Origin of the sequence: Micromonospora sp. NPDC050784 (assembly GCF_044456765.1) — a bacterium.
GTDB classification, from domain to species: Bacteria; Actinomycetota; Actinomycetes; order Mycobacteriales; family Micromonosporaceae; genus Micromonospora; species Micromonospora foliorum.
In genome coordinates, this window is record NZ_JBITGG010000014.1 from 152646 (window position 1) to 165355 (window position 12710).

14 protein-coding genes are annotated in these 12710 nt (G+C 68.5%); 9 read left to right on the top strand and 5 right to left on the bottom strand.

The window, feature by feature from the left end; all coding sequences use genetic code 11:
• Positions 1–44: 44 nt before the first annotated feature.
• Complete coding sequence (locus ACIBD9_RS20355) at positions 45–326, top strand: hypothetical protein (RefSeq protein WP_396719746.1); 282 nt, start codon at positions 45–47, stop codon at positions 324–326.
• A 144-nt stretch (positions 327–470) separates the two neighbouring features.
• On the opposite strand, the gene ACIBD9_RS20360 is transcribed toward ACIBD9_RS20355, so the two are convergent.
• Positions 471–875, bottom strand: coding sequence for a winged helix-turn-helix transcriptional regulator (locus tag ACIBD9_RS20360; protein ID WP_396719748.1), 405 nt, complete (start codon positions 873–875; stop codon positions 471–473).
• 54 nt (positions 876–929) lie between these two features.
• On the opposite strand from ACIBD9_RS20360, the gene ACIBD9_RS20365 reads away from it, so the two are divergent.
• Complete coding sequence (locus ACIBD9_RS20365) at positions 930–1745, top strand: alpha/beta fold hydrolase (protein WP_396719750.1); 816 nt, start codon at positions 930–932, stop codon at positions 1743–1745.
• 51 nt (positions 1746–1796) lie between these two features.
• On the opposite strand, the gene ACIBD9_RS20370 is transcribed toward ACIBD9_RS20365, so the two are convergent.
• Entirely contained in the window at positions 1797–3161 is a 1365-nt protein-coding gene (locus ACIBD9_RS20370; protein ID WP_396719752.1) for a BNR repeat-containing protein, read from the bottom strand.
• A 54-nt stretch (positions 3162–3215) separates the two neighbouring features.
• Here ACIBD9_RS20370 and ACIBD9_RS20375 point away from each other — a divergent pair, with 54 nt between their 5' ends.
• Together ACIBD9_RS20375 and ACIBD9_RS20380 are read left to right on the top strand one after the other, a co-directional pair.
• Positions 3216–3659: a zinc-binding dehydrogenase gene (locus tag ACIBD9_RS20375; protein ID WP_396719824.1), complete on the top strand. Its 444-nt coding sequence runs from the start codon at positions 3216–3218 to the stop codon at positions 3657–3659.
• A gap of 291 nt (positions 3660–3950) precedes the next feature.
• Complete coding sequence (locus ACIBD9_RS20380; RefSeq protein WP_396719754.1) at positions 3951–4370, top strand: cupin domain-containing protein; 420 nt, start codon at positions 3951–3953, stop codon at positions 4368–4370.
• Positions 4371–4501: 131 nt separating this feature from the next.
• On the opposite strand, the gene ACIBD9_RS20385 is transcribed toward ACIBD9_RS20380, so the two are convergent.
• On the bottom strand, positions 4502–5383 hold the full coding sequence (locus tag ACIBD9_RS20385; RefSeq protein ID WP_396719756.1) for a LysR substrate-binding domain-containing protein: 882 nt from the start codon (positions 5381–5383) through the stop codon (positions 4502–4504).
• Between the two features lie 70 nt (positions 5384–5453).
• Between ACIBD9_RS20385 and ACIBD9_RS20390 the strand changes: the two genes are divergently transcribed.
• Positions 5454–5933 carry a GNAT family N-acetyltransferase gene (locus ACIBD9_RS20390; protein WP_396719758.1) on the top strand — a complete coding sequence of 160 codons (480 nt, stop codon included), beginning with the start codon at positions 5454–5456 and terminating at the stop codon, positions 5931–5933.
• Positions 5934–6033: 100 nt separating this feature from the next.
• On the opposite strand, the gene ACIBD9_RS20395 is transcribed toward ACIBD9_RS20390, so the two are convergent.
• Both ACIBD9_RS20395 and ACIBD9_RS20400 read right to left on the bottom strand, forming a co-directional pair.
• Complete coding sequence (locus ACIBD9_RS20395; RefSeq protein WP_396719760.1) at positions 6034–6546, bottom strand: hypothetical protein; 513 nt, start codon at positions 6544–6546, stop codon at positions 6034–6036.
• 108 nt (positions 6547–6654) lie between these two features.
• Complete coding sequence (locus ACIBD9_RS20400) at positions 6655–7368, bottom strand: GntR family transcriptional regulator (RefSeq protein WP_396719762.1); 714 nt, start codon at positions 7366–7368, stop codon at positions 6655–6657.
• Between the two features lie 188 nt (positions 7369–7556).
• Between ACIBD9_RS20400 and ACIBD9_RS20405 the strand changes: the two genes are divergently transcribed.
• From ACIBD9_RS20405 to ACIBD9_RS20420, 4 genes are all read left to right on the top strand, one after another.
• Complete coding sequence (locus ACIBD9_RS20405; RefSeq protein WP_396719764.1) at positions 7557–8849, top strand: glycosyltransferase; 1293 nt, start codon at positions 7557–7559, stop codon at positions 8847–8849.
• 116 nt (positions 8850–8965) lie between these two features.
• Positions 8966–10027, top strand: coding sequence for an NAD(+)/NADH kinase (locus tag ACIBD9_RS20410; protein ID WP_396719766.1), 1062 nt, complete (start codon positions 8966–8968; stop codon positions 10025–10027).
• A 275-nt stretch (positions 10028–10302) separates the two neighbouring features.
• Positions 10303–11766, top strand: coding sequence for a glycoside hydrolase family 76 protein (locus ACIBD9_RS20415; RefSeq protein ID WP_396719768.1), 1464 nt, complete (start codon positions 10303–10305; stop codon positions 11764–11766).
• 94 nt (positions 11767–11860) lie between these two features.
• On the top strand, positions 11861–12619 hold the full coding sequence (locus ACIBD9_RS20420) for a GAF and ANTAR domain-containing protein (RefSeq protein WP_396719770.1): 759 nt from the start codon (positions 11861–11863) through the stop codon (positions 12617–12619).
• Positions 12620–12710: the final 91 nt, after the last annotated feature.

The window sequence follows — 12710 nt, forward strand, 5'->3', positions numbered from 1 at the left end:
AGACAGACCGATTGGACGAGCAGCGGAGTGGGTAGATACCGGACATGGCGAAAGATGATGATGCGATTTTGATTGGTGGTCCGCGCGACGGAAGCCGGTACGCGGCCAACGATGCTGGGCTGGTGGAGTTGGAGATCGATGGGCTGATCCACCGCTACATCCACACGAGCCAGCATCGCCAGGTCGATGGCGCCGAGTTGCGGGTCTACAACTACGACGGGGAGGTCTCTCCACAGGGCGCCCAGTCCGGGGTTGAGGACGCTCAGGACCGGGCGGCCTCGCCCCTCGCTGACGCAAACAATTCGGACACCGAGTCGCGAAACTAACAGACGCGGATTCCGTTTTCCCGCTGTTTCGGCTGGTGGCCCCCCTTCGTCGGCTGGCCACCAGCCGACGCCACCGCCGCGTCGGCCATGATCTTGATGACCAAAAGCCGGCCGCCGACCAACCCGCTCCGCGGCGAGGCGCCGCTACTGGGCAGGTCCGCGACGGCTCTCTTCAATTGCTGAAATGTGCTGCTCGGCCCACGCTCGGACCACTGCCAGCGGGGCGTCCAGGGAAAGTCCCAGGCTCGTGAGCCCGTAGTAGACGCGGGGCGGCACGCTCGCCTCGACCCGGCGAGTCACCAGGCCGTCGCGACAGAGGCTTTGCAGCGTCTGCGACAACATCTTGTTCGACACCCCAGGGGCACGGCGCCGCAGTTCCGCGAACCCGAGCTCTACCGGATGATGCTCCGCCAGCACCTTGATCAGCATCGACGTCCATTTGTCGCCGATCCGGTCCAGCAGTTGCCGAGTCGGACATTCCGGGCTGAATATATCCCCGGTTACCCCCGGCTCACCAGGTGGCGCGAAAGTGCCGTCTTGCCAAGCCATCACGCGTCTCCCATGTTAAGCAGGTAACCAATGGTAACCAGCAGGAGACCAGACATGGAATTGCGCAGGATCCGGACCAACGGCACCGAGTTGAACGTCGCCCTGGACGGCGCGGGCCCGCCAGTGCTGCTGATGCACGGTTGGCCGCACACCTGGCAGGTCTGGCGCGAGGTGCTGCCGTTGCTCGGCGGGCGGCGCCGCGTCATCGCACCAGACCTGCGAGGGCTCGGCGACAGCGCTCGCGCGGCGGACGGCTTCGACGCGGTGACCGGCGCCGGCGACATGCTCGGCCTGCTCGACGCGCTGGGCGTCGAGCAGGCCGAGGTCGTCGCCCTGGACGCGGGCGTGCCCGCCGCTTTCCTGCTCGGCGCCCTGCACCCGGCCCGGGTGCGCCGCTTGGTGCTGATGGAGGCGACACTGCCCGGCCTGCCCGGCGGCTTCCCGACACCACCGTGGTGGTTCGGCTTCCACTCGCCCCCTGGGCTCGCCGAGACGGTGCTCGAAGGCCACGAGGCCGAATACCTCGACTGGTTCCTCACGGCCGGCACCTTCGAGCGTCGGGGTGTGCCCTCGGAAATCCGAGACGCCTTCGTCAGCGCTTACACCGGCCGTGAGGCGCTGCGCTGCGGCTTCGGCTACTACCGCGCCGCCGAGCGGAACGCGGCAGCGATCTCCGCGGCCGGCCGGCTGACCCCTCCCACCCTGGCCGTCGGCGGCAACACCGTCGGCGACCTGCTCTACCGGCAGCTCACCTCGATCGCCGATGACCTGACCGGTGAGCTGATTGCCAACAGCGGCCATCTCGTACCACTGGATCGCCCGGACGCCGTCGCGCAGTTGCTCGGCATCGACTCCGCCACGTCCCGTTAGCGAAGCGGCGGCGGCATCGAGTTGACCGGGAGGTGCCCCCGGCCGGGTCAGTCAGTTCCCGGCGCTGGTGAAGTTCAGGACATCGATCCGGCTGCCGCCCTGGTGCGGTGCGAAGACGCTGGCGATGTTGTTGGACTTCAGCAGGCGGTGGTCGAGCAGCGGATCGGAGGTGAAGGTCGCCGTGGACCGGTAACGCACGGCCCAGTCCGACCAGACCGAGGCTCGGGACGCGGTCGCGACCTGCAACACCCCCGTGTTCGAGTCGGCGCTGACCACGAACAGGTTGTCCCGGGAGTCGACGCCGATGTCGCCGCGACTGACACCCGCCTGGTAGCCGAGGATCCGCTGGCGCCACTGGCCGGTCGCCGCCTCACGCCAGTAGTGGACGAGCACGGCGCTGGTGCGGGCGCGAGTGAAGGCGGTGTCATCGGGTGCCGACGGCGGCAGGTGGGAGGCCAGGACGTGTACGTTGCCCGCCGAGTCGACGGTCTGCGATTCCTGGTTCATCAGGCCGCGGTTCTGTCCGATCGCCCAGAACCGCGCCGCGGCGTTGGTCGTCGAGATCGGGCTGGAGTCAGCGGTGCCGATCAGCGCGCCCGAACCACTGCGCCACGTTCGGCCTCGGTCCGTGCTGTACGCGTAGTAGAGGTCGTGGTTGGTGCTCGCGTCGAAGGTCTCCCGGACGGTCCAGGTCATGTGCAGCACACCCTGCCCGTCGTATTGGAAGCCGAACAGGTAGGCATTGTTGCCGAGCGTGGTGCCATTCATGATCTTGCCGACGAAGTTCCACGCGCCAGCCCGATATTCGAACAGGACCTGGTTGCCGTTCCCACTCTCCCCGGTACGGATCGTCAGTTGCAGACTGCCGTCGGGCATGGTGGTGAACTGCGGATAGGTCATGACCGCCATGTCGCGTCCGGCGAGGCTGTTCTGCACGGCGCCGAAGATGCCTGGTGACCAGGTGGCGGTGTCCGGTGAGGTGGCGATGCCGGCCACCGACTTGCGGTAGCGGAACCGCTGGGAGTGCATGTCGAACGAGAGGTGGATGCTTCCGTCCTCGTGCGAGAGCCCGATGCTGATCACGTTGTGTGAGTCGGTGGTGGTGGTGCGGTAGTCCGTCAGGCGGATGGTCTGCCACGTGCCGTTCGTCGGACGCCGGGAGACGTTGACGTAGCCCTGCTCGTCCCAGAACGCCGCATACTGCCATCGGCGGTGCGAGACGATGCCGTCCTGCTGGAATGATTCGCCGTTCATCAGGCCGGTGTAGCTCTCCGCGGTGCGGCCCTGAATGGTCAGCGTGGTCGTGGTCGGCGTATTCACCGTCGGGGACGCCGCCGAGGCCGGCGAGCTGGAGGTGCCGACCAGCAGGAGCCCGACCAGCGCCGCGCTCGCCCTGTAACGTTTCAAGACCGTCATCGAAGATCCTCTCGTGGTGACCAGTGCTCAACTGCAGCTTATAGATATCGGTAAATTGGATCTGACCGCGGCCGTCGACTCCGTGGCCTTGGTGCGACCCACCTGCTGGACCGGTCCGGGGCAGGAGGTTCGGACGATCCCACCGGCTACGACGTCATCATCGACGTCGTCGCGGGTCCGGGCATGCCCGCGTTCCTCGACCGACTCAACCCCAACGGCCGGCCCGTGGCTGTCGGCGCGGTCGGCGGCCAACCGCCCGCGGACTTCGGGACGAGGTTGATGGCCGCGTTCCAGAAGTCGATGTCGTTCGCCACCTTCAGCGCGGCGACGGTGACGGAGGCCGCTCGACAAGCGGTGCGAGCGGAGCAGTTCGCCGCCGCCGACCGTGGGGAGCTCCAGACCGTGGTGCACGAGATCCTGCCGCTGGAGCAGGCGGTGGTGGCGCACCAGAAGATGGACGCTGGCGAGGTCTTCGGAAGAATCGTTCTCACGCCGTAGTCACGGATAATGCAGGGCCCCCGTCCGTGCGGCTGCACGATCCGCGGCCGACATCACGCCACGACCGCTCGTTCGCTTTCGCGTCCGCCGCAGCAGGGGCCGCACGATCGGCTGACTCGTCGTGAACGTTGACATCTCCCCCGCCGGCTTCGTGCTGTCATTCGGTCAGAAGACCTCCACGAAGCTCTATCGGACTGCCGCCTGCCCTGAACCGTCGTGGCCGGGGCCACCGGACGTACACGGGTGGCACGAACTGATGTCTGGTCTCTCTTCGACAGAACGGTCGCTGGAATGAGTGGGCACCACATCGGTCAGGACGTTTTCAGGTCGGTTCTGCCGCACGACTTGGATTGGCAGCCGTTCGCGGGGTTCCCGCCGGCGGCCCGTCTCGCCGTCGTGGTGGGCGACGCATCGAAGCCCGAGCCTTTCGTGGTGCGGGTCAAGCTGCCTGCGGGCGAGAGACTGATGCCGCACCGGCACCGGGAGGATCGGGTCTACACAGTCGTCTCCGGGGTCTTCTACATCGGGTTGGGCGATGAGTTCGACGAGGAGAAGTTGCAGGCTTACCCGCCAGGCGCGGTCGTGATTCTGCCGGGAGGGACCTCCCATTACCACTGGGCAAAGTCCGGTGAGTACGTCACACAGGTGACTGCGATCGGTCCCATTTCACTGGAGTACGTCGACGCCCGCGACGATCCACGGAAACAGTGAGGCCCTGCCGCGACGCGGACCCGGGCCGCCGCCGCGGAGGCCGATGCGTCATCCCCGGGGATGCTGGTCACCGCGACGGCTTCACTCACGGCTGCTCCACCGTCCATCGGACCGGGCGCCGGGACGCGGGATCAGGTCGGCCCACCCTCGGTTCCGAAGCCCGTCGAGGTGACCCGGTCGTCACCCCGACGACGCAGGATTTGCAGCTCGGTGGTGGCCCCGGTGCCGGTCAGCGGCAGCACGCGTACCGAAGCAGGCACCACGGCGGACACGCTCGCCGGGGCGATCGTCACCCCGAGACCAGCCGCGACCAGGTGCGCCACCGTGGCCCAACTGCTGGCGTCCTGGACGATGCGCGGGGTGTAGCCGGCCTCCAGGCACGGCCGGAGATTGCGCTGGTATGCCCGCTCGCCGGCCAGCCTCGGAAAGAAGACGAACGGGTCGTGCCGCAGCGCCGCGGCATTGATCGCCAGATCGCCCGCGTGCGGGTGCTCGGCCGGCAGGACGGCGACAAAGGACTCGACGGCGAACGCGGTGGCGACCAGTTCGTCGTGGTCTTCCGCGTCCCGGACCACGCCGAGATCGACCTCGCCGGTCAGCAACCGGTCGATGATGTGCGCCGTGTACGCCTCGTGCAGGCGCAGGTGGACGGCCGGATGACGCTCGCGGAAACGACGGATCGGCGCAGCCAGCCCGAGCTGGATCGCCGAGCTGACGAAACCGATGTCGAAGCGCCCTTGCTCCCCGCGCCCGATCCGGCCCGCCTCGTGCACGTCATCGGCCACGGTGGCCAGCACCCGCCGGCACCGTTCCAGGTACGCCTCCCCCGCGGGCGTCAGCGCCACCGACCGGGAGGTGCGAACGAACAGCGGCGTACCGATCATCGCCTCGAGCTGACGGATCTGCTGCGAGAGCGGCGGTTGGGCCATCCGCAGCCGCGCCGCGGCCCGACTGAAGTGCAGCTCTTCGGCGACGGCGACGAAGTAGCGCAGGTGGCGCAACTCGGGTTCCATACTTCAACGATACGGATTCCTCCGAACAAGATATTGGACGTTTGGATAGCAGCGATGTGACGATTGATGCATGACCTCGAGCACGCTGACCATCACGTCCATGACGACCGCCGCAGAGGCCGACGCCTTCCGGACGCTGAACGAGGAATGGATCTCCCGCTTCTTCACCATCGAGGAGTCGGACCGCAGAACTCTCGACGACCCGTTCGCCGCCATCGTCGACCCGGGTGGCGACGTGCTGATCGTCCGCGACGGCGGGAAGATCGTCGGCTGTGTCGCTCTGGTCCGCAGCTCGGACGACGTCTTCGAGCTGTCGAAGATGGCCGTGGCCCCGGCGGTACGCGGCAAGGGCATCGGTCGGCAGCTGATCGAGGCGGCGATCGACCGCGCCCGCACGCTCAACGCGTCCACCCTGTTCCTGGGCAGCAGCACCAAGCTCCCCAACGCGGTGCACCTCTACGAATCCGCCGGCTTCACGCACGTCAGCCCGGAGCAGATCCCGCTACCGCCGTACGCCCGCGCCGACGTCTTCATGCAGATGGTGCTCTGACGGTCAGGCCTGGCACCGATCGGTTTCCGGGTCCGTCGGACAGGAATCACCGCCCGGTCTCGCTCTGGACCCGCTCCGTCGGCAGCTGAGGCTTCAGACGTCACCCGGCCGGTTCGATACGCAGGACGGCGCCAGCGCCGCTGATCTTGACCACCTCGAAGCGCATGACGTCGTTGATGGTCGCGACGGTCCCCGCCCGGCAGCTCATTTCGACACCGCCGCCGCCTTGCGACGACACGCCGCCGCCACCCGAACAGCCCGAAACGCTGTAACCCGACCCGGTCAGAGGCGCGACCATCTCGACCGCGGCGGCGGTGATCCCCGTAACCTCGATCGGCCCGAGACCGTACCTCTCCGGTACGGCCACCACGTCGCCCACGGCGACCTCGATCTGGCACGTCCCGTCAGCGCACGGCCCGCTCGGTGACGGCGACGGCGACGGCGACGGCGACGGCGACGGCGTGGCCGCCTGGGTCGGAGTCGATGCGCCGTCGGAAGCCGACGACTCGGCGCCGGACCCATCCGGAGAATCCGCCGAACACGACGTGAGGGCGGCGAGCACACCTACGGCAACGACCGCCGTAGACGACATCCTCCGCAGCACGGTAGCCATGGAATCCAGGCTACCGGTAAGACCAGTGCGCCGACCGCCGACGAATCGTGACCGCCGGCCCTGTGCCTGATCGGTGCCAGCGCTGGCACCCCAGCCAGCTCCGCCGCCTTAGTGAGGCAGCCGCCGTCGTTCGGAATCTTGGCTGAGGTCCGACGCGAACAGGTCACGTGCCGCTCGGCCACTGTCTCTGATCAACTGCGGTAGGTACTCGGCAATCTCTTCGGGCTGCCGGCCTGCGATGTGTCGGTTCCAGCGGTCGATGAGCTGCCGTAGCTGTTCCGGGACTTCGCGGCCCCTGAGCAGGGTGACCCACAGGCGCGACATCTGGTCCGAGAGCTGCTCGAAGGTTGACCGCAACCAGCGGTTCGCGCTTGCGATGGCCAGGAGCTGGAAGACACGCCTCGACAGCTCAGAGAAGCGCAGGACCGCCTCCACCTGATACTCACCGCCCGTATCGGGCGGGGACCACTCGCTCAGCAGCCCGGCAAGCTCTTGCGCCTCGACGTCGGAAAGGCGCTCCAAGCCCAGACGGACAAGCTCGGGGCCGATGAGATCCCACGCCTCGACCAGCTCCGACACTTCCTGTACGTCGAGGGGGCTCACGACGTAACCGGCCCGGGGCAGCGTGATGACCAACCCGTCGCGGTCCAGACGAGCGAGCGCCCGACGAATCGGAGTCAGCCCGTATGGAGTCGAACGGGCCAGTCCCCGCTCCGTGAGCGACGACCCGGGCGGGAGCTCACAGGTCACGATCCGGGTGCGCAGAGCAGCGTAGGCCTGCTGCGTCAGCGAAGCCTCCCCGGTCGCACCCTGGTCGGTCACAAGAGGAAACCCTAGCCCGCCCCACCACCCCGACCCCAGGCGACATCGCACGCTCTCGGCAACCGGACTTGACCACCCACCGCCACGACAGGCATGCTCGGCACTGAAATTTCAGCCAGGTCAACGGGGCCGACTCCCGGTTTCAAACGGGCCTCGGAACGCGGTCGACCAGAGGGGATCTCAGCAGCATGAAGGCATTCGTGCTCGCGTTCGGGACGCGTGGCGACGTACAGCCGTTCGTCGCCCTGGGGCGCGCGCTGTCCGACGCCGGCCACGAGGTGCTGGTGGCCGGGCCGGCGTGTTACGAGTCGCTCGCCGCCGCCGACGGCGTTCCGTTCGCGCCCCTAGACGACCGGTGGAACCGGCTCACCGACGAGCCCCACATCCAAGAGGCACTCGCGACGAACTACCGCGGGCTGAAGGCGAAACGGACAGCCGTCGAGGTGGTGCGCCGGACCCGGCAGTACATGGCCGCCGTGCTCGACGACATCACCTCGGCCGTTCCCGCCCAGACCGACGTCGTTGTGCACCACACCATGCTCCCCGGCCAGCACCTCGCCGAGGCTCTCGGCGTCCCCTCGGTCCCGGTGGCACTCCAGCCGAACTGGGTTCCGACCAGCGCCTTTCCGTGCCCGATGTGGGCCCCGTCGTGGCTGCCCAGATCCTTCAACCGTTTGAGCTACCGGCCGGCCGCGCTCGCACCTCAGATGCTCCTCGGAGCGGTAGGGAAGCATTGGCGTGCACGACTCGGACTGGTGTCCCGGCGTGGATCCGGTGACCCGTTCCGCCGCCCCGACGGAGGCCCCGCCTTCGTACTGCAGGCGTTCAGTCGCCACGTCCTGCCGCAGCCGGCCGACTGGCCCGGACACGCGCCCGTCACGGGATACTGGACCCTCGCCAGCGAGGGCCAGGGCCCGTCGCCCGCCCTGGCCAGGTTCCTCGACGGCGGAGCACCGCCGATCTATGTCGGCTTCGGCAGCATGCGAGGCCAGAACCCCGAGGCGATCGGCGAGATGGTCCAACAGACAGTCCAGGAAACCGGCCTGCGAGCCGTTGTCGCAACCGGTGCCGGCGGGATCGCCCTGGCAGGCTCGAACACCGACAACGTCCACGTCGTCGACGAAGCTCCGCACGACTGGCTCTTCCCCCGCACCGCAGCGGTCATCCACCACGGCGGAGCAGGAACGACAGCTGCCGCACTGCTCGCCGGACGCCCCCAGGTGATCTGCCCCTTCACCGGTGACCAGCCGTTCTGGTCCGAGCGAATGCGATCCATCGGGGTTGCCCCAGACCCCATCCCACAGCGGCAGATCACCGCCGAACGCCTCATCCAAGCAGTCGAAGCGACGAGATCCGACACCACGACGTCCCGTAGGGCCGCTGAGATTGGAGAGCAGGTGCGCTCCGAAGGCGGAACACATCGCGCAGTCGAACTTCTGCTCGAACTCACGACCCAGCAAGCCACCCGCCCGGGTCAGTAGGGTGGTCTTGCACGCGGATCACCTTGTCAGGCCAAGCAGCGTCCTCAGAGTGGCAGCCAGCCGCAGCGTCCGCACGCCAAGATGAGGTCGGTAGCCGAGAGGACGTGGAGGGTCGCATGCTCGTTGGCGTCGTCGTGCACCCGACCCGACCGCAAGCTGCTGAGACGGCGAAGCTGGTGTCGCGGATCTGCGCCGAGCACGGTGCGGCGTCGCAGGCCCTGAACGTCTGGCAGGACGAGTGCAGCCCCGCCGACGTGCTGGCCGACATGGCGCAGCGACCGCGGCTCGTCGTCACTATCGGCGGCGACGGAACTCTCCTACGCGGACTGGCCGTCGCCGTCGAGGCCGACGCACCCGTTCTCGGCGTGAAGGCCGGCCGGGTCGGCTTCCTCACCCCGTTCGCGGCCACGGACCTGCCGAGGGTGCTCGGCGCCGCCCTGACCGGCCGCGCACCCATCCAACAACGCATGCTGCTCACCCTGCGGGCGTCGCGCCCGCTGCAGGTCCCACCGGAGCTTCGGACCCTGCTGCGCTACGGCCGCGGTCCCGCACCCGCCCCGCCCATCCCCCGCCCGAGCACGCCCGACCAGATGGGTTGGGGTGTCCCGTTGGGCCTCAGCGCCCTGAACGACGTCGTGTTCGAGAAACTCGGCCGGGACCGGCAGACCAGCGTCGCGGTGTACCTGTCCGGGCGGCTGTTCGCCACCTACTCCGCCGACGGCGTCATGGTCGCTTCGCCGACGGGCTCCACCGCGTACTCGTTCGCCGCAGGCGGGCCGGTCCTGTCGCCGCGCCTCAACGCCCTCGTATTCACCCCGGTCGCCCCGCACATGGCGTTCAACCGCAGCATGGTCACCGCCCCGGACGAACCCGTCGGTGTCCAGGTGCTTCCGCGATCGGGTCAGGTCGCCGTCGTCGTCGATGGGCGCGTACACGGAATCCTCGACCCCGGCGACTGGGTCGCCGTCTACCCTGCCCGACGCCGCGCGAAGCTCATCGTCGCGGACGTCGACGACTTCTTCGGCCGACTCCGGGACCAGTTCTCGCTGGCCGATGCTCCCGCCGCCCGCGCCGACACCGACAACCAGCCCCCGCTGCTGGTCTACCGCCCGGACCTCCCGATCCCGGAAGACCTACAACACCTGCACCTGCCGGCGAACGAGTCCGGTCCGGTCTGAGCTTCACGGCTCACGCCTCCAACAGCTGTCCGCTCGCGCCGGGGTCCACGCGCCCGCGTGGAGCTGCGGAACGCCGTGGTCGGCCGCCGCAAACTGGCCGGGGCGGACCATCTGGACATTGATGTCCATTACTATTAGCATCTGCTTTGCCAGCAGCGGCGTGCAGGCCAAACAGGCGGACGTTCTCGGATGTTCACCTTCCGTCCCGGCGCATCGCTACGTGCGGAGTGCAGGGCCGACGACGCTACGTCGTCCCGCCGACTCCCGGAGGAAGCATGCTGGCACTCTCCCGGCTCACCGTGCTGTTGGCAGCCGGCATGCTCGCCGGGTTAGGCGTGACGGCGACGCCCGCCGCGGCGACTGCCGCTCCCGCCGCCCTGGCCGCGATCTGCAACCGGCACTGCGACGGTCGTGACGCCGCGTTGGCGCCGTCCGACCGGGCCCCGGTCACCGCGACGATCTACGGCCGGCAGATCTCGCTGCACTTCAACGACATCGACGCCATGGCCTGGTCCGTCATCGACAACGGCAACTCAGGCGACCAGACGTGGCTTGAGCGGTCCTTCGACGGCGGGCGCACCTTCGCCGCCGACGGCCGGCTCGGCCTGACTCCGATCCCGACCGGCGTCGGGACCGGCCGCACCGCCATGTACAACGTGGACAACTGGACCACCTACCGCGTCGGGGCGCTGCGCGCCTGCGGCAAGGCCGGTGACCGGCCTGAGACGGCCTGTACCGCGTGGGCCCGGTCGACCTGGAACGCCAGCAACCGCCGGACCGCCGCCGCCACCGGGCTGATGATGAGTTACAACCTCGACACCGGCCTGTTCGACACGACCGGCTGGTGGAACTCCGCTAACGCGCTCACCGCCGTGATCGAGAACATCCGGGTGAGCGGGATGGGCAGCTACCGGTACGCGATCGCCAACACCTACGACCGCAACGTCAACAAGTGGCTCGGCCAATTCCGCAACGAGTACCTCGACGACACCGGCTGGTGGGCCATGGCCTGGATCGCCGCCTACGACCTCACCGGCGAGGCGCGTTACCTGGCCACCGCCCGCGCCGCCGCCGATCACATGAGCGCCTACTGGGACACCCGGTGCGGCGGCGGCATCTGGTGGAGCACCGCCCGGGCCTACAAGGCAGCCATCGCCAACAGCCTCTACCTGCAGGTGACCGCAGCGCTGCACAATCGCATCCCGGGCGACACCGCCTATCTGCAACGGGCGCGGCAGGAGTGGGCCTGGTTCCAGGGCACCGGCATGATCAACAGCTCGAACCTGGTGACCGACGGGATCAGCCTGTCCACCTGCCGCAACAACGGCAGCGCCGTGTGGTCGTACAACCAGGGTGTGCTGTTGGCAGGGTTGACCGAGCTGCACCGGGCCACCGGCGACGCGGCGCTGCTGACCCGGGCCCGGCAGATCGCGAACGCCGCCACCACCAGCAGCCAGCTCAACTCGGGAGGCATCCTGCGCGACCCGTGCGAGCCGAACAACAACTGCGGGGCCGATGGCGCATCCTTCAAGGGCCCACACGTCCGTGGGCTCGGCCAGCTCAACGCCGCGCTCGGCGACCATCCGTACACCGGCTATCTGCGGCTGCAGGCCGACACGGCATTCGCCAACAACCGCACCACGCTGGACACCTACGGCCTGCGTTGGGCCGGACCGGTCGACGTCACCGACGCGGCCCGCCAGCACATCGCGGTGGACCTGCTCAACGCCGCCCCGTAGCCGGACGGGCACCAGGCTCAGCCAGCCGCATCGGGTGATGCGTAAGTTGACTCCCATCGGGCACTGGACCAGCGACTACCGAGGGAGATTTCTGATGGCGAAGCCACCGTACTCACCGCCGGGATCCCGGCAGGAGGTACGTGGCTTGCTCGCGGGTGCTCTGGTCAGTCTCGCCGAAACCCCGACCGACGCGTCGTTGATCGATGATCTGCTGCAGCGGATCGTGCGGTTGACCGCTGACCTCGTGGCCCCGGTGAGCTACGCGTCGGTCACCCGGACGCGCGGCGACGCGCCGACAACGGTCGCCATGAGCAGCGAGATCGCACTCGCTGTCGACCGTGCCCAGTACGCCGACCAGACCGGGCCGTGCCTGGACGCGCTCGACACCGGTGTGCCGGTCGCCGTGCCGGACATCGCGGCGACCATGGCCTGGCCCGGGTTCCGCGAGACGGCGCTGGGCCTGGGTCTGCGAGCATCGCTGTCCATCCCGCTGTTCGCCGGTGCCGGTGTGCCCGTCGCCGCGCTCAACCTCTACGGCCACGATCCCGACACGGTGGCACCGCTGACCGCTCGAGTCTGGACGGTGTACGACCCGGAGCGCACCCCCACCCCAGCCACGGATCCGCCGTCGTCGGACCCGGGCACCGAGGAACTCATCAGCGGACTCACCGAAGCCTTCGCCGTGCGCGCCGTCATCCAGCAGGCCCTCGGCATGATCATGCACCAGCGCCACAGCACGGCCGAGGACGCCTACCTGATCCTGCGGGTCACGGCGGCCGAAACCGGCAGGTCACTCATCGAGGCCGCCACCCTTACCAGACACCACGACGACAGGCCGATACCCGGAACCTAGGGCACTTGAGCAGCTGCCGAGGTCACGCCCTCACCGGGGCCACCCTGCCGTTCCAGTACGGCGAAGGGCGCTGTCGCTGCCGACCTTTACT

Excerpts from the sequence above, each read along its gene's own strand:
- ACIBD9_RS20420 (WP_396719770.1), top strand. The coding sequence starts at position 11,861 with ATGGCGAAGCCACCGTACTCACCGCCGGGATCCCGGCAGGAGGTACGT.
- ACIBD9_RS20360 (WP_396719748.1), bottom strand. The coding sequence starts at position 875 with ATGGCTTGGCAAGACGGCACTTTCGCGCCACCTGGTGAGCCGGGGGTA.
- ACIBD9_RS20395 (WP_396719760.1), bottom strand. The coding sequence starts at position 6,546 with ATGGCTACCGTGCTGCGGAGGATGTCGTCTACGGCGGTCGTTGCCGTA.
- ACIBD9_RS20355 (WP_396719746.1), top strand. The coding sequence starts at position 45 with ATGGCGAAAGATGATGATGCGATTTTGATTGGTGGTCCGCGCGACGGA.
- ACIBD9_RS20380 (WP_396719754.1), top strand. The coding sequence starts at position 3,951 with ATGAGTGGGCACCACATCGGTCAGGACGTTTTCAGGTCGGTTCTGCCG.
- ACIBD9_RS20415 (WP_396719768.1), top strand. The coding sequence starts at position 10,303 with ATGCTGGCACTCTCCCGGCTCACCGTGCTGTTGGCAGCCGGCATGCTC.
- ACIBD9_RS20405 (WP_396719764.1), top strand. The coding sequence starts at position 7,557 with ATGAAGGCATTCGTGCTCGCGTTCGGGACGCGTGGCGACGTACAGCCG.
- ACIBD9_RS20390 (WP_396719758.1), top strand. The coding sequence starts at position 5,454 with ATGACCTCGAGCACGCTGACCATCACGTCCATGACGACCGCCGCAGAG.
- ACIBD9_RS20365 (WP_396719750.1), top strand. The coding sequence starts at position 930 with ATGGAATTGCGCAGGATCCGGACCAACGGCACCGAGTTGAACGTCGCC.
- ACIBD9_RS20410 (WP_396719766.1), top strand. The coding sequence starts at position 8,966 with ATGCTCGTTGGCGTCGTCGTGCACCCGACCCGACCGCAAGCTGCTGAG.
- ACIBD9_RS20370 (WP_396719752.1), bottom strand. The coding sequence starts at position 3,161 with ATGACGGTCTTGAAACGTTACAGGGCGAGCGCGGCGCTGGTCGGGCTC.
- ACIBD9_RS20385 (WP_396719756.1), bottom strand. The coding sequence starts at position 5,383 with ATGGAACCCGAGTTGCGCCACCTGCGCTACTTCGTCGCCGTCGCCGAA.